At 56.3% G+C, this 22,411-nt stretch carries 18 protein-coding genes and 1 pseudogene; 8 read left to right on the forward strand and 11 right to left on the reverse strand.

The genetic code is table 11. The annotated features are described in order from the left end of the window. The first annotated feature begins 13 nt into the window (after positions 1-13). Together OZX57_RS00165 and OZX57_RS00170 are read left to right on the forward strand one after the other, a co-directional pair. Positions 14-187 (forward strand): hypothetical protein, encoded by a 174-nt coding sequence (locus tag OZX57_RS00165; RefSeq protein ID WP_277162237.1) that lies wholly within the window; start codon positions 14-16, stop codon positions 185-187. Beyond that, the gene (locus OZX57_RS00170; protein ID WP_277162238.1) at positions 177-2,198 is read left to right on the forward strand and encodes an alpha-galactosidase; all 2,022 of its coding nucleotides are present in this window, start codon (positions 177-179) and stop codon (positions 2,196-2,198) included. The genes OZX57_RS00165 and OZX57_RS00170 overlap by 11 nt, the downstream gene beginning before the upstream one ends. A 202-nt stretch (positions 2,199-2,400) precedes the next feature. Here OZX57_RS00170 and OZX57_RS00175 read toward each other — a convergent pair whose 3' ends face one another. After that, the gene (locus OZX57_RS00175; protein WP_277163009.1) at positions 2,401-3,084 is read right to left on the reverse strand and encodes a carbonic anhydrase; all 684 of its coding nucleotides are present in this window, start codon (positions 3,082-3,084) and stop codon (positions 2,401-2,403) included. Between the two features lie 526 nt (positions 3,085-3,610). Here OZX57_RS00175 and OZX57_RS00180 point away from each other — a divergent pair. Beyond that, positions 3,611-4,174, forward strand: a complete 564-nt coding sequence (locus OZX57_RS00180; protein ID WP_277162239.1) for a redoxin domain-containing protein — start codon at positions 3,611-3,613, stop codon at positions 4,172-4,174. A gap of 260 nt (positions 4,175-4,434) precedes the next feature. Further along, positions 4,435-6,247, forward strand: a pseudogene (locus OZX57_RS00185) (FAD-dependent oxidoreductase). A gap of 315 nt (positions 6,248-6,562) precedes the next feature. On the opposite strand, the gene OZX57_RS00190 reads toward OZX57_RS00185, so the two are convergent. The 3 genes from OZX57_RS00190 to OZX57_RS00200 all read right to left on the reverse strand — a co-directional run bounded on the left by OZX57_RS00190 (position 6,563) and on the right by OZX57_RS00200 (position 12,396). After that, on the reverse strand, positions 6,563-7,873 hold the full coding sequence (locus OZX57_RS00190) for an AbiH family protein (RefSeq protein ID WP_277162240.1): 1,311 nt from the start codon (positions 7,871-7,873) through the stop codon (positions 6,563-6,565). 55 nt (positions 7,874-7,928) lie between these two features. Further along, the gene (locus tag OZX57_RS00195; protein ID WP_277162241.1) at positions 7,929-9,248 is read right to left on the reverse strand and encodes an AAA family ATPase; all 1,320 of its coding nucleotides are present in this window, start codon (positions 9,246-9,248) and stop codon (positions 7,929-7,931) included. 289 nt (positions 9,249-9,537) lie between these two features. Further along, complete coding sequence (locus OZX57_RS00200) at positions 9,538-12,396, reverse strand: phosphoenolpyruvate carboxylase (protein ID WP_277162242.1); 2,859 nt, start codon at positions 12,394-12,396, stop codon at positions 9,538-9,540. A 540-nt stretch (positions 12,397-12,936) separates the two neighbouring features. Between OZX57_RS00200 and OZX57_RS00205 the strand changes: the two genes are divergently transcribed. Then, positions 12,937-14,760 (forward strand): threonine/serine exporter family protein, encoded by a 1,824-nt coding sequence (locus tag OZX57_RS00205; protein WP_277163010.1) that lies wholly within the window; start codon positions 12,937-12,939, stop codon positions 14,758-14,760. Between the two features lie 76 nt (positions 14,761-14,836). Beyond that, positions 14,837-15,400: a hypothetical protein gene (locus tag OZX57_RS00210; RefSeq protein WP_277162243.1), complete on the forward strand. Its 564-nt coding sequence runs from the start codon at positions 14,837-14,839 to the stop codon at positions 15,398-15,400. 66 nt (positions 15,401-15,466) lie between these two features. Here the strand turns inward: OZX57_RS00210 and trpS are convergent, their stop codons facing one another. Continuing rightward, complete coding sequence (trpS, locus tag OZX57_RS00215) at positions 15,467-16,576, reverse strand: tryptophan--tRNA ligase (protein WP_277162244.1); 1,110 nt, start codon at positions 16,574-16,576, stop codon at positions 15,467-15,469. 154 nt (positions 16,577-16,730) lie between these two features. On the opposite strand from trpS, the gene OZX57_RS00220 reads away from it, so the two are divergent. After that, a complete protein-coding gene (locus OZX57_RS00220) occupies positions 16,731-17,135 on the forward strand; it encodes a DUF3073 domain-containing protein (RefSeq protein WP_277162245.1) in 405 nt (134 codons plus the stop codon). Positions 17,136-17,142: 7 nt separating this feature from the next. On the opposite strand, the gene OZX57_RS00225 is transcribed toward OZX57_RS00220, so the two are convergent. Next, positions 17,143-17,562 carry a sterol carrier family protein gene (locus OZX57_RS00225; RefSeq protein WP_277162246.1) on the reverse strand — a complete coding sequence of 140 codons (420 nt, stop codon included), beginning with the start codon at positions 17,560-17,562 and terminating at the stop codon, positions 17,143-17,145. A 99-nt stretch (positions 17,563-17,661) separates the two neighbouring features. Continuing rightward, positions 17,662-17,877: a hypothetical protein gene (locus tag OZX57_RS00230; RefSeq protein WP_277162247.1), complete on the reverse strand. Its 216-nt coding sequence runs from the start codon at positions 17,875-17,877 to the stop codon at positions 17,662-17,664. 223 nt (positions 17,878-18,100) lie between these two features. Between OZX57_RS00230 and OZX57_RS00235 the strand changes: the two genes are divergently transcribed. Then, a complete protein-coding gene (locus OZX57_RS00235; RefSeq protein ID WP_277162248.1) occupies positions 18,101-18,868 on the forward strand; it encodes a rhomboid family intramembrane serine protease in 768 nt (255 codons plus the stop codon). Between the two features lie 103 nt (positions 18,869-18,971). On the opposite strand, the gene OZX57_RS00240 is transcribed toward OZX57_RS00235, so the two are convergent. The 4 genes from OZX57_RS00240 to OZX57_RS00255 form a co-directional block, all read right to left on the reverse strand. After that, positions 18,972-20,075 carry a D-alanine--D-alanine ligase gene (locus OZX57_RS00240; RefSeq protein WP_277162249.1) on the reverse strand — a complete coding sequence of 368 codons (1,104 nt, stop codon included), beginning with the start codon at positions 20,073-20,075 and terminating at the stop codon, positions 18,972-18,974. A 65-nt stretch (positions 20,076-20,140) separates the two neighbouring features. Beyond that, positions 20,141-21,535, reverse strand: coding sequence for a PLP-dependent aminotransferase family protein (locus tag OZX57_RS00245; RefSeq protein WP_277162250.1), 1,395 nt, complete (start codon positions 21,533-21,535; stop codon positions 20,141-20,143). Positions 21,536-21,737: 202 nt separating this feature from the next. Further along, a complete protein-coding gene (locus OZX57_RS00250; RefSeq protein ID WP_277162251.1) occupies positions 21,738-22,046 on the reverse strand; it encodes a type II toxin-antitoxin system YafQ family toxin in 309 nt (102 codons plus the stop codon). Beyond that, complete coding sequence (locus OZX57_RS00255) at positions 22,033-22,347, reverse strand: type II toxin-antitoxin system RelB/DinJ family antitoxin (protein ID WP_277162252.1); 315 nt, start codon at positions 22,345-22,347, stop codon at positions 22,033-22,035. Before OZX57_RS00255 ends, OZX57_RS00250 begins: the two co-directional genes overlap by 14 nt. Between the last annotated feature and the right edge of the window lie 64 nt (positions 22,348-22,411).

Genomic DNA, 22,411 nt, shown 5'->3' on the forward strand with positions numbered 1-22,411 from the left:
TAAAGGAAAAATTATGTTGTTCCCATCCGCCACCTCTGCACAGTGGCCGTTGACCCGTTTGGCCATGACCGATAGTTCCGTCGGCGACGACCTGCCCAATGTTATTGGCGTTTTTTCGAGTCGTGATGCCAGTGCGTTCGGGCAGCCCGTTGATCAGGATCCGCGACCGCGTACGCATGTTGGTTGAGCATGCCTTGGATGTGTTTACTCGCCCTGGTCTGCGCGGGCAGCGTGTGAGTGGTGACGGCTCAGCGGATAGTGACGGTGGCGCTGTGAACGTTGCTGATGTTGCTGGCGATGCCGATGGTGCCAATGGCCTTAAGGTCGGCCGTGCTTGGTCGCCGCGCTTCAAGATAAGTAAACCGGCGGCAGTTTCGGGCGATACGTTGCGTTATGAGGCCCGCGACGACGATGCGGGACTCGAGCTCGCGACCGAAGTGGGGGCGCTGAAAGGCGGTTCGTTGCGGATTCGTCATACGCTCACCAACGTCGCTTCCGGTTCCTATATGTTGGAAGGCCTCGACGTTCACGTTCCGCTTGGTGATGATATGACCGAATTCTTGGACTTTTGCGGGCGTCACGAGCGTGAGCGCCAGCCGCAGCGGCATCAGGTTGCTGACGGGATGTGGCTGCGCGAATTTCGCAAGGGCAAGCCGGGGTATGCCGGCCCGCTAATTGTGGCCGGTACCGAAGGATTTGATTTCCATAACGGATCCGTTTTGATGGTTCAGGTGTCATGGAGCGGCAATTCCACCATCGCCGTCGACCGTGACGACGAACAGAGCGCTGGCGTCAACGCCGGCGAGCTTCTGTTGCCTGGCGAAGTCGTACTGGCGAAAGGTGAGAGCTATACGACGCCGTGGGTGATGGTGACGGCTTCGAACGAAGGCTTGGACGGTGCCGCGCAAAGCGTTCACGCTTGGGAGCGCTCGCTGGCCGCGCATCCCAAGACCCAGCCCATGACGCTCAATGTATGGGAAGCGGTCATGTTCAATCATGATTTCTCCAAGCTCAAGAAACTGGCTGAGATTGCGGCCAAGATCGGCGTTGAACGGTATGTGCTCGACGACGGGTGGTTCCATCTGCGCCGCGACGACCACGCTGGTCTCGGCGATTGGTGGATTGACCCAGACGTTTGGCCGAATGGGCTCAAGCCGCTTTCCGATTACGTTCGTGGGCTTGGTATGGAGTTCGGTTTGTGGATTGAGCTGGAGATGATTAACCGCGATTCCGATCTTTACCGCGAGCACCCGGACTGGATTATGCAGGCCGGCAGTCGCACACCAATCGAACAGCGCAACCAGCTGGTGCTCGATTTGACGAATCCGCAGGCGTTCGATTACGTATTCAATGCGATTTCCAAGGTTATTGCGGAAACCGGCGTCGACTACATCAAGTGGGACCACAATCGTTTCCTGCTTGAGGCGGGCACGAATCTGCGTGGCGGCGCTCCGGCGGTGCATGCGCAGACCGACGCGTTCTATCGTCTGCTCGATGAGTTGCGCGCGGAATTCCCGAATATCGAATGGGAATCCTGTGCATCCGGCGGCGGGCGCATTGATACGGGAATCGTGGAGAAGGTGTCGCGTTTCTGGGGTTCCGACATGACCGATGCCATGAGCCGACAGAAGATTCAGCGTTGGACCGTGCAGACCGTCGCGCCTGAATATATCGGAGCACATATTTCGCAACCGGTCTCGCAGCAGACTGAGCGCACGCTAAGCCTCGATTTCCGTGCCGCCACCGCAGCGTTCTTCGCCTTCGGCATCGAATGGGATTTGACGCAAGCAGGCGAAGACGATCTGAAGAAGCTAGCCGCTTGGGTGGCTTGGTATAAGAACAACCGCGATTTCCTGCATTCCGGAAAATTCGTGCGTTTGGACCTTGCCGATCCCGCGGTGTTGGGATATGGCGTGGTTGCAGACGACGGTTCGCGCGCCATCATCGAACACGTGCAATATGACGAGTCGCTTTCGAATCGTGGCGTCTACTTGCGCATTCCTGGGCTTGATGAGCATGCGCAATATAAGGTTCGCTGGACGGCTGTTCCTCAGCTTTTCGCCCCGCTCGAGTCCTTCGACACTTATGGCCCGCTGGGTGATGTGGCGGTTTCCGGCCAATACCTGATGACGGTCGGCGTACGTATGCCGCGTTGTCGCCCCGAGACGGAGCGTATCTTCGAAGTCGTGAAGCAGTAGCCGTTTACATGGCTAAAAGGTCGTTGGAATCTGAACGTAACTCATGTATTTCCAGTAGTTACGTTGAGGGACCAACGACCTTTTGTTTTGGCCTTAGTGCTATGTCGATGACGGATTGTCGGCCGGTCATAAGGGCAGTAGATGCGTCATTTCCAGTAGCCCACACAGTTTTGTGCTGGGAATAAATCTCGGTCGCTGTGGTTTAGAACGAGAGTACTTCGACCTTGCCGTTGGTGAGCTGGTAGCGGGCTCCGACGATGGTGAGACGTTGGGCAGCGAGGGCTTCCTGGATGACGGTCGAGCGGTCGACCAGTGCCTCGATGGTGCGGGCGACGTGGACGCGCTCGAAATCGTCGGTGTTGCTTAGCGCTGCCTCCTGAGCGGCCAGGACAGAGGCGCCGACCGAACGCACGAGTATGGATTCGGAAGCGGCGACTAGCTCTTCCATCTTGTCGAAGACGTCGTCGGCGTTATCCGTATCGCTCGCTGCGGGGTCAATCATTTCGGAATCAGTCACTTCTGCGGCGAAGGTTGCGCCCAAGTCGATGCCGGCTTCGGAAGCGAGAGCGTCGAGCTCGGCGACGGCGCTCGCGACCGCGCCGCAATGTTCGTGCCCGAGTACAACCAGAACGCTCACGCCCAAGTGCGTCACAGCGTATTCGAGCGATGCGATGACCGCGTCATCCAGCGTCTGCCCGGCCGTGCGCACGGTGAACATGTTCCCCAAGCCTTGGTCGAAGATAATCTCCGGCGGCACGCGCGAATCTGAGCAGGAAAGCACAGCCGCGTCCGGGTGCTGTGCATCGATCAGTGATTCCCGTGTCTCCTTGTCCTGCCAAGGATGCTCGGCTTGCCCGGAGGCGAAGCGAGCGTTGCCTTGCAGCATGCGGCTCCAGGTCGCGTTGGCCGTGGATTCGTCGGAATTCTGGTTCTTGCTTTGCGCGTCTTCGTTTTGATTATCGGATGCGTTGTCGGCGTGCTGAATGTTGTCTGTCATGTCGGTTCCTTTCGCAGAATGAAAGTGCTCAGTCAACGAAAATAGCGAATAATGTAATCGACTCTACTCTCTTTTGACATCGGAAAATGGAAAACCAAAGAACGGAAAGGAATACAGGTTAATTGGCTTTCAGACCACTTCATTTCGTATTTATTTGTTAAAGAATGCCGATATGTGCAAAGGTATTGCGGTTCGCGAAAAGATGTGCCTACAAACGCATGCTGATTGTCGGTAATACAAGTTATCGAGATAGCATGGAAACTCCACGACGATAACGGTTCCGCAGGTCAATGACCAGGCGTCAAACTTTAAGGATTCGGGCGTTCATAACAGGACGCTGGACGGGGATGAACAGCAATATGGGCCGGTTCGCGCGTGGTGGCAAATACAGTATTGAGGTAAAGAGGTACACATTATGACGATGCTTCAGCATGAGATCACCGATTTCACGGCCAATATCTATCAGAACAACGAGTTCAGCAAGCTGACCAAGGCCGATATGCTGGGCCACTGGTCCCTTGTTTTCTTCTATCCCAACGATTTCAGCTTCGTCTGCCCCACCGAGCTCGAAGACCTCGCCGATCACTATGAGGACTTCAAGAAGGCCGGCTGCGAGATTTACGGTGTCTCCCACGACACCGAGTTCGTTCACAAGGCTTGGCACGAGGCCAACGAGAAGATCGCGAAGATCCAGTTCCCGATGGTCGCCGACCCCACCAACCAGCTTTCCCGCGATCTCGACAGCTATGACGAGGTCAACGGCCAGGCTGAGCGCGGCGATTTCATCCTGAGCCCCGAGGGCAAGGTTGTGGCCTATGAGGTCATCTCCTCCAACGTCGGCCGCAACGCCGAAGAGATCCTGCGCCGCGTCGAAGCTTCGCAGTTCGTGTATGAGCACGGCGACCAGGTCTGCCCTGCGAAGTGGGAGCCGGGCGACGAGACCATCGCCCCGAGCCTCGACCTCGTCGGCCAGCTCTGATCAATAGCTTGATTCGCGTCATGGAGTGAACGTTTTCGGCATCGCTGTGAATGGATGCGGGAAACGTTCACTTTGATTGCGCGATGGACGTTTTCTGCGCACACTGAAGAGCGACATTGAAAACTGCCTGTTTATGGGTTGTTGGTGCATACTTTTGCGTATGAAAATGTTTGTTTCCGCGTTGTCGTGGCGAGCGGCGTCGATGATTGACGTGCGATGGGCTGTGCGTCGGCGCGATATGGAATGGATTAAGGGAAATCATGAAACAACAAGACGATTTGTATGATGTCGTGGTCATTGGCGGCGGCCCCGCGGGCCTTACTGCCGGGCTCTATCTGGCGCGTGCGCGCTACCGTGTGCTTATCCTGGAGAAGGAAGAGTTCGGCGGTCAGATCACCATCACCAATGAGGTAGTCAACTACCCGGGCATCGCTCGGATTGACGGCCGTACGCTCACCGAGACCATGCGCCAGCAGGCCGAGGACTTCGGCGCCGAGTTCATGGCGGCCGACGCAACGTCGCTGGATGTTGAGGGCGACATCAAGACCGTGCACACCAACCGCGGAGATCTCAAGACTTTCGGTATTTTGGTGGCCACCGGTGCCAACCCGCGCAAGATCGGGTTCGAGGGCGAGGCCGAATATGCCGGCCGTGGCATCTCTTACTGCGCGACCTGTGACGGTGAATTCTTCAACGGCAAGGAAGTTGTCGTCGTGGGCGGCGGTTTCTCCGCGGCCGAGGAATCCGTGTTCCTCACCAAGTACGCCAGCAAGGTCACGATTCTGGTGCGTGGCGATGATTTCACCTGCGACGCGTCCGTCTCCAATGAGGCCAAGCACGACCCCAATATCGAGATTCACTACAACACCGAGATGAAGTCGGTTTCCGCCGGCGAGGGCGGTTTGGTCAGCGCCATCTTCCACAACCGTAAAACCGGCGAGGATATCGAATGGAAGCCCACCAAGAGCAAGAACTTCGGTGTGTTCGTCTTCGCGGGCTACGTGCCACAAACCGGCATTTTGAAGGACGTTCTCGATCTCGACGACCGCGGATACGTCATCACGCATGACGATCTTGAGACTTCCGCCGCCGGCGTTTACGCGGCCGGCGACCTGCGCGAGAAGAACCTGCGCCAGGTGGTCACCGCCGTTTCCGATGGTGCTGTCGCGGGCGTGGAACTCGAGCGTTACGCCAAGGATCTGAGCGAGAAGACCGGCCTTGTGCCGCCTCGCCCGACCAGCTCGAATTACGAGAAGCGTGAGGCCGAACAGGCTAGGAAGGCCGCCAATTCCGGCACCTCCCCTGCTCCTGCGGCCACGGCCGGAGCCTCTGCGACTCAGAACGGCCCTGCCAAGACCTCCGGGTTCTTCGACGATGCCATCCGCAAGCAGCTCGATGTGGTCTTCGGCCGCATGAGCCAGCCGCTGGTGCTCGAGCTTTCGCTCGACAAGACCAAGCTTTCGCAGGAGCTCAAGGGCTTCATCGACGAGCTGGTTTCTTTGAGCGGCGGCAAGCAAGCTGACTTCGGTTGTCGCTCCTGAGCCTGGTGAAGGTGAGGAAGATGAGGAAGGCCGCGCCAAGTTCGACGTTGCAGGTGTGATGCCGATGGCTCGTCCGTGCGTGCGTCTGTGCAAGGCGGGCGCCGACGGCTCGCTGCAGCCCACGGGTCTTGCGTTCCACGGTGTGCCGAGCGGCCACGAGTTCAACTCGTTCGTGCTGGCGCTTTACAACGCGGCTGGCCCCGGCCAGTCCGTCGACAACGACACCCAGCAGCGCATCGAGAAGCTCGACGCGGACGGCGGCACCACCGATGTGATGGTGCTTGTTTCGCTGACCTGCACGATGTGCCCGACCACGGTGCTTTCCGCCCAGCGCATCGCCTCCGACAACCCGAAGGTGAAGGCCGAGGCGTACGACATCTCGCACTTCCCCGAACTGCAGAGCCAGTACGGCGCGATGAGTGTCCCCTGCATCGTCGTCAACAAGACCGATGCCTCCGGCAAGACCACCCAAAAGGTCGAATTCGGCAAGAAGACGGTCCCGCAAATGCTCGACTTGATCGACGAGGCATAATTGCCCAACGGCTCGAGCCGACCAATTGGCGAAAGCTGACTGTTTGGTTGATTGACTCGAGCCGTTTTCTAGACTTCGCTTGAACCATTCTCAAGACCTCCCCGGCTGATTCCGGCGGAGGTCTTTTTATGTTAATTGTGGGATAGATGGCGATAATCGTTGGAAATAAGCCGATTGGATAAAGTCGATGAAGCTATCGATTGACTCACTGCCCCGTATCGTTGCATATGGTGGTAGCCAGGCCCTCAACATCCGTTTTGGACAGGGTTGACGCTGGATGACGCCGCTCAGCTTGTGGTGTAAGAAGTAGCCATACTATTTGAGATAAGTCTCTGTCTTAAACTCGGATTCTGGGATATATCTGATATTCAGCCTGCCTTCTAGGGTCAGTTTAGTTATTAGGTTTATTTGCTGCTTTTCTTCCGGAAGAGTCAATGCATATTTCCCGATGAGCTGCGCGACATTGTTGTTCAATTCAGTGACGTTAGCTCCTGCAGTATAAAGGAAAATCAATGCTGTATCGCCGTCGTATAAATCTACATCATCGAATAACGTACGGAAGTACGAATAATCGGCATCTCCGAGTGAATGCCCGAAAACTTTAATAGAGTCAAGAGTATGCTCTTTATGCCCATCAGGATGCAATATTTTTTCATAGCGATGATTTGTGTGGAGTTCGAGGACACGAAAATCCTTAGTAAAAATCTTTCTTCCATCTGGTGAAATCCCGAGATCATCTACGTTAGTGAGAGCAGGATCTATACCAAAAATAGCGTTGTCCGTAGTGCCGTGAATATTGCGAGTTGTTTCGTTCTTGCCAAATGGAGTTGTATAGTTAAACGACAGTATTGAAGTAGAATCTCCTGCTTGGTTATCTACACCTTTTATAAGGTTTAATAATTTATTTGCCGTATATCTATATTTCTCTTGTTCATTCCGTGTTGTTTTCTCTCTCCAAGAAGCATGTGACCCGGCATATTGACCTGGATGTTTGGCAAAAACACAAACCTGACTCAGATATTTACTGAACGCCTGTTCAAGATTGTTGAGTTCTGATTTTAAAGTGATAAAGGCATTACTAGAATAGTATGCATCACCAGTTGGGCTAACTTTCCTATAGTCAAGATATGTTTCCAAACACCTCGCAAGAGAGAATTCAAATTGCGTTTGAGAGTGGTTTTCTATAGGGAAAGGGGCATCGCAATATGTTAATCTATTAATGCAAGAAGAAATCCAATCAGATATAGTCCATAGTTCTGGGCCGTCAGAATTGGCTGCTTGATTTTCGATAAGGGAATCAAGAATTTGCTGGATAAGGGTTTCAACATCATGCCAAGTTGTCGCGGAGTCATGACCGTCGTCATAATTGTAGCCGTATTGGCAATCAGTGAGAAAGACTAAATCCCAAAAATTCGGATTATCGATTTTCCAAAAATCAGCATTGATGCTACCGTCATTAGGCAACATATGCTTTGCGAGTTTCGTATCTTCGTCAGTGAGATTTGCGCCTTCTGCTGGATTCCATTTATGTAGACTATAACGATCTCTGAAAAAGTCGGTATAAGAAGAACTCAATCCGCATGCAACATCAAAGCCATTACCTAATATAATAAGTTGATTCGTCATTGATTTTAGTCTTTCTTCATCGATAGTTTTCTTTAAGATGGCTTTACAAATTTTATTACTGCAGAATTGAGCTAATCATGTTTACCGCATACAGCGGCAAATCGTAGATGACGCCGTCGTGACGTGGGGCAAGGGATGAGAAGCGTACGGCGGATGGTAGGTCAAACTTCTTCATGGCGTATTTGAGGCTAGCGGCATTGAGGTTGGTGCCGGCCTTTACCTCAATCGGGACGACTTTGCTGGCGAGCTGGATGATGAAGTCTAGCTCGTGAGTGGCGTTGGTGTCGGTCCAATAATATGGCGTGAAACCGGCGGCGATGAGTTCTTGGCAGATGAGTTGTTCGGCTAGTGCGCCTTTGGCAGTGCGAAATACCTCATCGCCGTTTAGGATGACCTGTGGTGCGATGCCGCTCATCTCGCGCAGAAGTCCCACATCGAGCACGAAAAGTTTGAAGGCGGATTGGTCTTCAAACATCGCAAGTGGGTATTCGATGTTTTGTACTCGCGGAATTTTCGTGACGAGTGATGAATCCTGCAGGCGCTGGATCGCAAGGTCGTATTCACGCCCACGCGCGCCTTTCTTGATGGCGCTATATGCGAATTTCTTGTTCTCATGCGAGAGTTGGCGAGGCAGAGAGTCCCACAATTGCGCCAAACGTAGTGGAAAGCCTTGCGGCATATCGTCAGGGTATTTCGAGAAATCACTGCGATAGCCGTGTTCGATGGCAGCTTGGATGCGCGTGATACCTGCAAAGTCAACACCGGGATAAGTGTTGACAAAGGTTTGTACGGCCTCAGGCATACCGCCAACCACTGCATAGTACTTGAGGTATTCCATGAATTTCTCATGGAATACGGTCATCATGTCGGTGTTTGCATTGTCGAGAATTTGCAGTAGTTCGCTTTGGCCGCAAGCGTCTAGGAACTCCCGGAACGTAAGTGGGTAGAGGCGCAAGATATCGACTTTGCCGACAGGGAATGAAACGTTGCGGTGAATGGTGATGCCAAGGGTCGAGCCGGTTGCGATGATTGGGTACTCGGGCGCATTCTCTGCGAAGTATTTCAAGGATTCCACTGCACGCGGGACTTCCTGCACCTCGTCGAGCACGATCAAAGTGTCATTTGGATCAATTTTTGTGCCAGCGGCCAGTGCAATACCGGGAATTAGGCGTTCTGGTAGCAGCGAGCCTTCGAACAACGTTTGCATGGCTTCGTTGTCTTGTAGCGAAACGTAGGCAAGACGCTTGAAATGAGTACGGCCAAACTCTTGTGCCAGCCAGGTCTTGCCGGTTTGTCGGGCACCATCAAGTACCAGCGGTTTACGATGCGGGTCATCTTTCCAATCAGCCAGTTTTGTCATCAGTTGTCGTTTCATGGTATTTCCGCTCTATTCTGCGTTTTCTGGAGTAGCGCCGCACGTTTTCATGCCCATTTCTATTTCTATCATACACATTTTCACAAGTATTTTGGGCCTTTTCATGCACACTTTCACTGCAGTTTTAGATACTTTTGTACACGCTTTCACTGCTATTTTGGGCACTGACTTACACATTTTCACTGATTTGAGTCGAAATCAGGGTATAAGAAAGCGTCGCAGGCGAATGCCGGATCGATAACGATTCTGAAATGTCTGCGGCGCTTTCTTAGCTTAATCAGCTACAAACTCAGCCGGTGTTCTGCAGGCCGGCGGCGACGCCGGAGACCGTGCAGAGGATGAGGTAGGTGTAGCCGCCGCGCTGTTGGTCGCGGGCCAGCTCGTCGTTGTCCGTCTTCTTCGGTGCGACGGCACTGGCAGAAACCTTGCCGTTGCCTTTTGCTTTAGCGGCTTCGGCATCCTGCTTCTTCTGCAGTTTGCGCTGGTCGCGCAGGGCAAGCACCTGAATAACGGAAAGGATGTCGACGTACGGCGAACGCACACGTACGGCTTGGCCGAGCACGTGGCGGTGCTGCAGCGGCCACTGGTCGCCGACGATGGCGAGCACCCACTTGCGGGTGAGCTCCATCTCGTTCAAGACCTTGTCGCGCAGGTCGTCACGGTCGCCGAGCGCCAGATACATCTTGGCGATGCGCTCGTCGGTCTTGGCCAGGGACATTTCAATGTTGTCGATGAACGTCGAGAACATCGGCAGTTCCTTGTAAGCCCCGCGCAGGGTTTCAAGGTCGCCGAATTCCTCGCATGCAGTGCCGAGGCCGTACCAGGCAGCCAGGTTGATGCGCGCCTGAGCCCAGGAGAACACCCACGGAATCGTGCGCAGATCGTCGAGCGACTTAGCGCCGAGGCCGCGCTTGGCCGGGCGGGAGCCGATAGGCAGCAGACCGATCTCGGTCAACGGGGTCACCGTGGAGAACCAAGGCGTGAAGTCGGGCGTATTGAGCAGGTCGAGGAAGCGCTTGTGCGCGGATTCGTCGAGCTTCTGCGTCATCGGCGCATACTTCTTGGTCATCTCGGTGTTCGTCTTCTCCATGCTCGGAGCCGACTGCAGGAGCGTCGCGGCTGCAACGGACTCGACGTGGCGGATGGCCAGCGCCTGATTGCCGTAGCGGGCGAAGATGCTTTCGCCCTGTTCGGTGAGCTTGAAGCGGCAGTTGACGGAACCGGCAGGTTGCGCGAGTACCGCGCGGTTCGCCGGGCCGCCGCCACGGCCAACAGCGCCGCCGCGTCCGTGGAAGAGCGTCAGGTCGATGTCGTGTTTCTTGGCCCATTCCGCGATGCGTCCCTGCGCCGAATGCAGCGCGAGCGTCGCGGTGGTCGGGCCGGCGTCCTTGGAGGAATCCGAGTAGCCGAGCATGACCTCGAGCTTGCCGCCGGTCGCCTTCAAGCGGGCCTGCACCTCGGGGATCTTGATCATTTCGTCGAGCACGTCGACGCAGTTCTCCAAATCCTCAAGCTGCTCGAACAGCGGGATGACGTCGATGGTCGGCACATCTTCGGGGTTCGAGAACGCCATGCGGTTGAGCTCATAGACGTCGCGGATGTTCTGCGCGGACTTGGTGAACGAGATGATGTAGCGGCGGGCGGCCTTCTGGCCGTTGCGCTTCTGGATAGCGCCGAGCGCGCGGAAGGTGTCGAGCACCTCGTGCGTCATCGGCTGCAATTCGCCGCGTTCGCCGTGCAAGCCGTGCTCGCGGATGTCCTCCAGAGCGCGGGAATGAACGAGCGAATGCTGGCGGAACTCGGTCTCCACAAGGTGGAATCCGAAGGTCTGTGCCTTCCAGATGACGTCTTGAATCGGGCCGTAAGCCGCACGCTTGTCGCCGGCGGCCGCGAGCGAACGCTGGACGATCTTGAGGTCAGCGATGAAGTCATCGCAGCTCTTGTACATCAGGTCGGCGTCGCGCACCACGGTGTAATGCAAACGGTCGGCCATAACCAGCATGGCCGCACGGTGCAGCTCGTGTGAGGAAGTGGCGGCGGCCTTGTCGGTCAGTCGCTCACTCATTTCCTTCTGGTGGCTCCAGAGATTGACGAGTTCGTCGCTTGGAGGCGTGGTGACGGCCTCCATCGTGAGGTTCGTGCCGGCGGTACGGGTCGCCTTTTCAAGCGCTTCGATGGCGTGGTCGCTGAACTTTCGGGCCACAGCGCGGCTGACCTTGGCGGTGACGTTCGGGTTGCCGTCGCGGTCGGTGCCAATCCAAGAACCGGGGTGGAAGAACGCGGGGCATTGCGGTTCAGCGATGCCGGCCTGGTCCCCCAGAATCCAATCGTCGAAGCGGCGGTAGACCTGCGGGATGGTGTCGAACAAGGTGTTGTCGAAAATGTCGATGATGGTGTCGGCTTCCTCGACCGGTGTCGGCTTCTTGGCGCCGATCGGCGAGGTGCGGAAGAGCGCGTCGATCTCGTTGTAAAGGCGACGGTAGTTTTCCTTCTTGTCGGAACCGCCGAGGTACTTGCCGGCGCTCAGCAGCGTGGCAATGCGGCGGATCTTACCTTCAACGGCCTTACGGCGGGCTTCGGTGGGGTGCGCAGTGAACACGGGGTGGAACTCGAGCTTGTTCAGCAGCTTCTTGGCCTTGGCCGGGCCCATTTCATTGATGAGCTGGTGGTAGGCGCCGGTCAGTTCGTTGACCGGATCGGTCGCTGCATCCTCGTCCACATTCGCCTCACGCTGGTGCAGCACGGAGACGCGATAGTTTTCCTCGCAAAGATTCGCCAGATGGAAGTACGTGGTGAGTGCTCGCGCAAGCAGCTGCGCTTGATGAACGTCCAGGGAATCGATGACCTTTTCGGCCTTCTCAAGATTGTCTTCCTTGGGCTTTTCGTTTCCGATGGTTTCCGCATAGTGCTCGGCGCTGGCCTTGACGGCATAGTCGCGCACGGTGTCGAATGTGGAAAGCAGATCCTTGTCGTATTCCCCGAGCACGGTGCGCAGAATCTCAAGGCAGAGTGCCAGATCTTCTTTGAGCGATTCGGGAAGATCACGTTCCTCGGGGCCTTTGGTCCCTACTCCGGAAGTGAATAATGCGGCATCAGGCTGCGTGATCGGTTGATTGTTATCTGGCTGTTTTTTTGTACTCTTAGCCATTCAGACCTCCTTCAAACCAAGCATCCGGTTGTTCGATCTGTTGGCATTCCGCGGCTCCTCCGCGGTTGTGGTGCCACCCGTTGCGAACCCAAAGCCATTGCTTGGTGAGTCCGGTTCGATTGTAGGGCGACCTAACCGACATTTGGGTAAGGAAAGACCACGATGGCCATATTCCGGACGGATTCATCGCCAATGATTGGGCATGGTCGGAAACTTAGAGTGAGAGTGCTAAAAATGGAATATTAGATATGTCAAAATTTGTGATTTATCAATATTGTTATATTCCGATGAAGCGTGAGTGCAGAGAATTCTGTTTATCGGGCGTGAGAGACGCTGAGAAGACGACGGAGAGCAATGGGGAAGTTCGTTATGGCAGTAGACGATGAGGACGGCGGCATTTGGATGCCGGACGATGACGGCAACGACGTCAATAGCGGCAACGAATCTGCTGGGAACGATGGAGGATTGAACGATTCCGAGGCGCAACGCCATCCGCACATCGACACACGCGCCAAAGTGCACGATCGGCTGACGCATTATATGCCGTTGGACACCGCCGACATCGAACGTGATTGGGATACGCCGGTGGTCGACGCGGGTATCGCCGCGAAGGCGAGCATTATCGTGCGCGTCGGCTTGCTCGATCTCGGCGCAGGCACCGGAAGTTTTCGTGTTCACGAGATGATGCACCGCATCGGCTTCCCGCTCGGCGTGCACGTTCGTGCGAATGTCAATCTGACCGATATGGAGACTTCCTGCAGTGACGGCGTCAGCAGGATTACGCAGGTTGTCGATTTGCCGACAACCGGAGTCAATACGGAGCGTATTTGGCTGCTTGAGCACTTTGCGGACTGGTTTAGTGTCAATATTGGTGAGTCGGGAACGACTTACCACGCCATGACCGACGTTTCGCAGGCCGTGGTGCAGCAGCTTGACAATCCAGAGGCTCGACATTCGGTGTTGCTGGCCACCCAGAAGGCGCATCGCGAGTTTGAGAAGCGACAGCGGGTTCGCGACAAGGCGATGCAGCGGGTCAAAAAGCGCGGTTACCACCCGCCGAAAGGCCAGTACGCCGAGCATTTCGAACATATCGGCAAGACTCGCGAGGAAGTCGCCGCCGAGCAGGTTGCGGCTGCCGAAGCGCGGGGCAAGGCTGATGTTCCGCTGGCATCGGGCCAAGTTGGCGATCAATCACGAGTGAATGCCGCAGTTGCGAGTTCTGCGATTCGCCCCGGCAAAGTTGACGGCAACGATAAAGTCGCGAGCAAGAACAATAAGGTATCCGGCAATACTGAGAACACCAAAGCCGGCAACCCTTCTGCCGCAACGCAATCTGCTGCAACAAAGGCAAGCGATTCAAAGCCGTCGGTCAACCACGGCATCACCGTGCGGCAGGCGCACGAGCGTCTGAGCCTCATCCAGCACCGCAAGCCGCTTTACGCTCCGTGGTTCTCCGGATTCGCGGCGGCCGTGGCGTGTGCATGCTTCGTCTTCCTGCTGGGCGGTGGCCCGTTCGACATGATTGGCGCATTCGTGGGTGCGGGTATCGGCCAGTGGGTTCGCCGTCGGATGTTCGCCCACCATCTCAACCAGTTCTTCGTCACGTTCGTCGCCGTCGCCGCAGCCGCGTTCGCCTGTATTGGCACATTGCGGCTGATAGGGTTCATCAATCCGGTCGCGCTGCGCCACGACACCGCCTACATCGGTGCAATGCTCTTCGTCATCCCTGGTTTTCCGCTGATTACCGGCGGTCTTGACATCGCCAAATTGGATCTGCCGAGCGGTATTCAGCGCCTGGTCTACACGTTGTCGCTCATCTTGATGGCCACGCTCGCCGGCTGGATGGTGGCGTCCATCGTCCATCTCAATCCACAGGGCTTCGAGCCGCTCGGCCTCAACCCGTGGGTCAACGCCGGCCTGCGCGCGCTCACCGCGTTCGGCGGGGTCTGGGGCTTCTCGGTCCTCTTCAACTCGCCGCAGCGCATGTGCTTCACCGCCGCTTTCATCGGAGCGATCACCGATACCTTGCGTTTGACCGTGGCCGACATGGGCATGCCGCCGGAAGCCGCAGCGTTCCTGGGCGCGATGCTTGCCGGCCTGCTCGCCTCGCTCTGGCGTTCGGCGGTGCGTCACGGCTTCCTGCCGCCCTACCTTGGCTACCCGCGCATCTGCCTGACTGTCCCGGCCATCGTCATCATGGTGCCTGGCCTTTATATGTACCGCGCGATGTTCTACCTCGGCCAGTTCGACACCATGAACGCCCTCGATTGGGCCTTCCGCGCCTTCATGGTCATCCTCTGCCTGCCCATCGGCCTGGCAATGGCCCGCGTCATCACCGACAAGTCCTGGCGCTATGACGTGTGAGGCTAGTCAGATAATTTATATAATGAAATGAAGTCTTTATCGATAATTGATTGATTGGATAGGAACGAGGACGGCCGTGAATGCACTGATGTTGGGACTCGGCAAATTTGCTGGCGGATTGTCCTTAATCCCCCTTGGTTATGCGGGTTATAGCAGTAGTAGCGCTCCGCCGGAAGGTTCCAATTTCGCCGATCTAGATTTCATCCCATCGGATCTGGAAGAACTGAAAATAGCCTGGCTCACTTCCGTTGCCATGGTGATCGTTCTCCTTGTTTATATTGGTGTCGAATGGTATGACGAAAGAAAGAAGATTCGGAAGCTGAAATCCAACAAGTCCGTTTTCTTCGCCAAGCTGGTTAGGCAAGCAATGCTGAATTACGCATACTCTTTTGGCGTGCTGGAAGTCATCGTCGTGATTTTCGTTGGGATGTGGCAAAAGTCAAGCGTGGGAATGGGCTTCCTTCAGGGAGCAGTATATTGCGGTATCTTCCTTGGTATCGTTTGTTGGATACTCGGCAAAATTGCTGGTGTCCCGAGCAGCAGGAATAAAGCGAGTAACAGAAATAATACGAATAATCGGGGTTATTCGCATAATTCGAACAACCCCGATTATCAAAATGCTGACCAGCGTAATTCGTAGAACCTACTGCTTGCTGGTCATATTCTAAAAGCCTGGTTTCGCTGGCCGAAGTAAGCCGGCACTCACTCAGTAGTTCATGCCCATGGCGTCGCGGACCTGCTCGAGTGTCTCGTTGGCGATTTCGTTGGCGCGCTTGTTGCCGTCGTGGATGATGTCGCGGATGGCGTCCATGTCCTGCGCCAGTTCGGCACGACGTTCGCGGTGCGGGGCGAGGAATTCGTTGACGGACTTGATGACGTACTGCTTCAAGGCACCTGCTCCGGCGTCGCCGATCTCTTCGGCGATATCCTTCGGATCGCGGTCGGTCACCAGTCCGGCGGTGGTCAGCAGCGCTGAAACCTGCGGGCGGTTGACCGGATCGAAGGTGATGCGGCGTTCGGAGTCGGTCGGGCTCTTCTTGATGAGCTTGGCAGTCTCTTCGGCGGTGGCGCCGAGCATGATGGAGTTGCCGTAGGACTTGCTCATCTTGCGGCCGTCGAGCCCCGGAATCTCAGGCGCATCGGAAAGGATGGCCGTCGGCTCGGGGAAGACGGGATTGTTCTTGGCGTAGCGCTCGTTGAAGCGGCGCGCGATGGTGCGCGTGATTTCGACGTGTGGCAGGTTGTCTTTGCCGATTGGCACGACGTTCGCCTTGCAGAAGAGGATGTCGCAGGCCTGATGAACGGGATAGGTCAGCAAAAGCCCGGTCAGCGCATGGCCGCTTGCCTCGGCCTCGGCCTTGACGGTCGGGTTGCGCAACAGCTCGGCTTCGGTGACCAGTGAAAGGAACGGCAGCATCAGCTGGTTCTCGGCCGGCACTGCGGAATGCGCGAAGATCATGGTCTTGTTCGGATCGATGCCCGCCGCGAGATAATCCAAAACCATGTTGAGCGTGTTGTCTTGGATGTGCTCAGTGGTGTCGCGGTCGGTGATGACCTGATAATCGGCGATGAGCACGTTGGTGTGCACGCCCTTGTTCTGCATCTCCACACGCTCGCGAATCGAGCCGAAATAGTGGCCAAGATGCAGACGGCCGGTCGGGCGGTCTCCGGTGAGCATGGTGAACTTGCTCGGATCCTTCTCAAGCTTGGCCGAAACGGCGTCCGAACGTTTCTTCGCGGCGACGAAGCTCGCGCTGATTTCGTTGCCCGCCGCTGTTACGTGTTCGTTTTCTGCGCCGTTCTGTGCGTCCGCCATGACCTGCCCTCAAATCGTTTACCGCATTCGTTGAAAATGCCTTGAAAATCTTGTTTTTATCGTAAAAGTCTGAGCCGACAATGAAACGTGACAGATTGGGTGGTATTCTACTAACTGATGGATTACTGCAAGTAAAAGATATTCAGGGGGTCAAATGGGCCGCGGACGTCAAAAGGCGAAACAGAAGAAAATAGCCCGTAAGCTTAAGTATTTGACAACCGACACCGATTATGACGAGCTGGCCAAAGAACTCGGCTCTCAGGAACCGGGTAACGGTTCGGCAGATCCGTTCACCGAGGTCGAAAAAGAATATTCCCGCAATCACGGCAAAGTCGACGAAGACGTGCGTGAGAGCGATGCTAATCAGCATATTGATTCGCCGGTTGCCGACGATGATTTGGACGATTACGCCAAGTGGGCCGCTGAGGCTGCCGCCAAGGCTTCCAGCGGCGACCAGTCCAAGTCCGCTGACAAGAAGACCGCGATGTCTAAGCCGCACAAGCCCATCCACATGCCGGTTCCCAGCGCCCTGCGCAAGCCGAAGCCCAGCCAGGCCTGAGGGACCATTAATCCAACGGCAGCAGCGCGCTCAAATCGTCGCGCTCCCCTATTATTGCGCTGATACGTCCGGCGTCCTTTTCCTCGCTCCATTTGGTCAGGCCGCACGCCAAACGCAGCCACACATCCGGTTCGAGCTCGATAACGTCCGGCGGAGTGAGATTATGCGGGTCCGAGGCTGGGCCGTCGAGAATCTTCACCGCTCCCCAAGGGGCCACACGTACTTCGACGCCTGGGCCGGGCGCCTTGTTTTCCAAGAGATAGAGCGAGTACCGCACGGCCATGGCCCATGTGTTGCGCGGCATCCCGCTCGGTGAAAACGTGAGCCTTGCCTCAAGCGGTTCGCCACGATGCGCTTCCGTTGCTTTGCGCCACTGATCGAGCGCTGCCATGCCCTTCGAAATATCTTGTTCTCGTATCGCTGCCATAGCGTCATCGTCCCTCGTGTCGTGGACGGAAATGGACAAAGCAAAACAGCCGCACTCCCCCAAGGCAATGCGGCTGTTTTGATGATGAATAAGTACGGGTCAGGCGATAGCGGCTTCCGGGCCTTCTGCAGGCTTCGGATCGGCTTCCTTATCAAGACCCAAATCGACTGGCGAAGAGCTGTTTTCCCACGGCTCTTCCCACGGATCATAGTCGGGGTTCTGCTGCTTGTACATATACAGGCCGACGACTGCAGCGAGCAGACCGCCGAAGAGCAGTGCAAAGAACTTCCAACCGTTAGAAGACTTGTTCTCCATGACGGCTCCTTTCTTAAGTGCCGGCTTGCGCATCCAAGCCAACGTTGTTTCTATCCTAGCCGATATTTTGTGACAATTGAGTGCAAAGCCTTGAAAAGCGAAAAAGTTCAAGGTCGCCTGACGCTGAAAACCAGGGGAGTGGGTTCGGAAATCTGTTGGAATTGCAACGAAATCGCAGATTGTGTGATGCGTTCTTGTACCTGTTCGCCGATACCATGGAACAATGACCAATCAGAGCAATGACTTGCAACGCTGGTTCCGGAAACTGCGGTATTACTGGAAGTCCGACGGGCCGGTGTTTACGTGGGCGATTGTCGTCATCTGTGTGGCGGTGTGGCTCTTTGAAGTGCTTTTCTACTACGGTTCGCCGCAGCAGTTCAACGAGATGGTCTACAACGGGTCGTTTATCCCCGGCCAGGCGCTTTTGAAGCCGTGGACGTGGCTGACGTCGATGTTCATGCACGACCCCAATGTGCTGCATGTGCTGGGCAATATGCTCACGTTAGTTGCCATAGGGCCGTATCTGGAGAGGCTGCTCGGGCACTGGTGCTTCCTTGCGGTTTACATGCTTTGCGGGCTCGGCGCGGCCGACGGTATGATTGTATCCAGCTATTTCACCCACGATTGGGCGACGGGCGGGTACGGCGCTTCCGGCGCACTGTTCGGCCTTTTTGCGGTGTTGCTTCTGGTCTTCCGGCGTACGCATGCGGATATTCGCGCGATGGTGGTGTGCATCGTCATCAATTTCGCGATGCCGCTGTTTATCCCGCACGTGGCGTGGCAGGCCCACGTCGGCGGATTCATTATTGGGCTGCTTGTGGCCTGGCTGCTGCTTGACGGGATTCGCCCGCTGAGGCGCCGTCCGCTGTGGGTGCGCATGCTGGTTTACGGCGTGATTATCGCGGTGTTGCTGATCGCTTTGGCGGTGGCTCTGACCCCGTCGTGGATGCTGAACGTTGAGTTGTATGCGCGGCAGCTCAATCTGCCGTAAATCGGCGGCAACAAGCCTATATGAAGACAACAAGCCTATACAAAAATGTGCAACCCGAATAGTCAGGTTGCACATTTTTTAATGAGTCGATCAGTAAAAGCGTCTACTTATCGGCGCGATTCTGGTGCAGGACGGACTCGACCAAACGCGAGTAGAGGTCGGAGAGGCTGTAGCCTGCAGCGATGGCGGCCTGGGGGAGCTGCGAGGTCGCGGTCATGCCGGGGGCCACGTTCGACTCGAGGAACTGCGGGGTGCCGGATTCGTCGACGATGAAGTCGGTGCGGGAGATGTCGCGCAGGCTCAAGGTGTTGTGTGCGGTCAGCGCCGCGTCCTGAAGGGCCTTGAGCGTGGCTTCGGGCAGGCGTGCGGGAACGTAGAAATCTGTAGGGCCGGGGGTGACGCGGGCCTCGTAATCGTAGTCACCGTCGGGCGTAGCCACTTCCAGCGGTGGGAGGACGAGTGGTTCGCCGTCGATTTCGAAGACGGAGACAGAAACCTCGGTACCGGTAACGGCCTGCTCGACGAGCGCGACGTCGCTATACGCGAAGCTGTTCACCATCGCCTGCGGCAGCTCCGATGCCTTGTCGACGCGGGTGCAACCCATGGCCGAGCCGCCTTGGGTGGGCTTGACAAAAAGCGGCAGTTTCAGCGATTTGACGAGCAGATCGACCACTTTCTTCGCGCCGAGTTCGCGGAACATGGATTCAGGCAGCACCACCGAAGTCGGGGTGGAGAGGCCGCCAAGCTTGCGCACCACGTTTTTGGCAATGGGCTTGCTCCAAGCCGTGCGTGAGGCCTTCGCGCGCGAGCCGATGTAAGGCAGGCCTTCCATCTCGAGGATGTCGCGGATTGAGCCGTCTTCGCCGTTGGCGCCGTGCAGTAGCGGCCAGACGATGTCAGGGCGGGTCTCAGGATTGCTCAGATACGGCAGCAGCTCGCTGTCCATGTCGTGCATGGAGACGTTCCAGCCGGCCTCCTCAAGGTAACCGCCGACGCGATGGCCGCTGGCGAGCGAAACGTCGCGCTCGTGGCTCATGCCGCCGCAGATGACGAGTACCTTGGTCGCCGCGCGGTCGATGGGATCGTTCTGGTCTGCGCTGTGTTTGCCGTGACGGGCTTTGATAGACGCCGAATCTGAAGGGGACTTGGCGGAACTGGCAGCTTTGCCGTCGTTTGCGTTGCTGCTGGCTTTGATATGACGTGCCATGCTATCGCCTTTCAATGATTGCTATATATACGGTTTGAAGTGGTGACGAAAGTGAGGTGTTGCGCTCAGTCTTTCTTATCCGTGCCGGCGGCAGAGTGTGCGTCTGCGTCGGCCTTGGCGGTGCCGAAGAGTTCGGCGGTCTTGAGCTCGTTGTTCATCACGCCTGCAAGCCGCTGGATGCCGAGCGTAATCTTGTCCGGAGTCGGATAGCAGAACGAAAGGCGCATATGGTGCGTGCCGCTACCGTCGAGGTAGAAGCCGGTGCCGGCCACGTAGGCGACCTTCGCGGTGATGGCGCGGGGCAGCATTTCCTTGGAATTGAGGCCTTCCGGAATCTTCAGCCAGATGTAGAAGCCGCCCTTGGGCTTGTTCCACGAGCAATACGGCAGGTATTTCTTGAGTGCCGCGTCCATGGTGTCGCAACGTTCCTTGTACATGCCGCGGTACTGGCTGATCTGGTTCTTCCAGTCGAAGTTATCGAGGTAGGTGGTGATGGTCATCTGGCTCATGGCCGGCGGGCAGAGGATTGACGCCTCGTTGGCCAGCACGAGCTTCTTGCGGATTCCCGGAGGCGCCACGATCCACGCGATGCGCATGCCCGGCGCGATGATCTTGGAGAAGCTGGAAAGATAAACCACGTTTTCGGCGTCCATCGAGCGCAGCGCAGGGTAGGTCTGGCCGTCGAAACCGAGCAGACCGTAAGGGTTGTCTTCCACGACGAGGACGTGGTATTTGCGTGCGATTTCAAGGATTTTCGGACGACGCTCGACGCTCATCGTCACGCCGGCGGGGTTGTGGAAATTGGGGACAGTGTAGAGGAACTTGACCTTCTTGCCGGCTGCAAGCTGGGCTTTGATGGTCTCCTCGAACGATTCGGGAATGAGCCCGTCTTCGTCGGTTTGCGCGTTGACTACTTCGACCTGGAAGGACGAGAAGACGCCGAGCGCACCCACGTAATTCGGGGCTTCGGCAATTACGACGTCGCCCGGGTCGCACATGATGCGCGTGACCAGATCGATGGCGTTCTGTGAACCGTTGGAAATCACCACGTCGTCGGGCTGGACGTCCTTGATGCCCTCGAGTGCCATGATTTGCAGCACGTCCTCGCGCAGATGCGGGTCGCCCTGCGCCGAGCCATACTGCCAGGCCACGTCGCCCTTGTCGACGAGCATCTTGGCGATGAGCTCGGAAAGTTCCTTGAACGGCAGGTAGTCGAGGTAGGGCATGCCGCCGGCCAGCGAGACCACGTCCGGGCGCGAGGCCGTGGCGAAGAGCGCGCGGATCTCGGAGGCGCGCATGTTGTCGGCGCGGGCCGCGTAGGAGCCGTACCACGGGTCGTTCTTGAAAACCTTGGATTCCGTGGCTTTCGGCTCGGTGGCCTTCGCGTCAGCGGCTGCGGCCTTCGTGCTTGTGGCTTTCGGTTCGCTTGGGCTTCCGGAAATGTTCTTGGACTCAGACATTGATTTCATGCCTTTCTTCGGTTGCGGTCGGGTCGGCCGACCGTTGCCTGTCAATCAGTTACATCACGCGATTAAGAATATAAAAGAAGACTTTAGTCGCCATCCGTCGCCGAGTAAACGCCCAAGTAAAAACACCACCGCTTCAACACGCTTCCGGCGGTTCGCGGGCGTGGGGGAGCGGTGTGCGGCTGGCTAAAGATGGCTACTGTAATGGGCCCTGAAAGAGCTGGGCGTGCTCGCCTATGCGCACGAGGCGAATAATCGGATTTGATTTGTGGGGCAGGTACAGGACGACTACATCGACTTCTCCATCGGAAAGATGGAAATCAATGTGCCCGTTGTAGTTACCGCCTGGATTGCTCAACGGATGTGGGCGATATCCGGGTGACACCTCGCCATTCTGAGCCAGTTCATCGATAGCAGCTTGCAATTCCGAAACAAGATACGGATATCGTCGCCTGAATGTTGCGTAATCTTTGACGAACTGAGGGTCGATTTTAATCTGAAACATGATCGGCCTTTTGGTTTAGGTAAGCCATGGTGTCGGCGGCATTGGTGAACGTCGGTGAATCGTCGGATGTTTTGCCATTGGCTCGCTCTTGTGCGTATTGCATGGCTTCGATGGTGGTTTGATTGGGGTCATAGGATTCTGGTAGACGTACGGAGAACGGGAATCCTCGGTCTTCGACGAATTTCTTAGCCATAACGTTGAACGCAGCTGTTGCGGAAAGTCCCAAGGCGTTGGCTATGGCATCAAACTGTCGTTTGAGGTCGCTGTCCATGCGCATAGTAAAAGCAGTAGTGGTGGCCATAATAACTCCTTTGATACCTGATAGGTATATTTATGGTACCAAAATTATGATAAAATGCAATCCA

The sequence above is a fragment of the Bifidobacterium sp. ESL0682 genome, from assembly GCF_029392815.1.
In the GTDB taxonomy this organism is placed as follows: Bacteria; Actinomycetota; Actinomycetes; order Actinomycetales; family Bifidobacteriaceae; genus Bifidobacterium.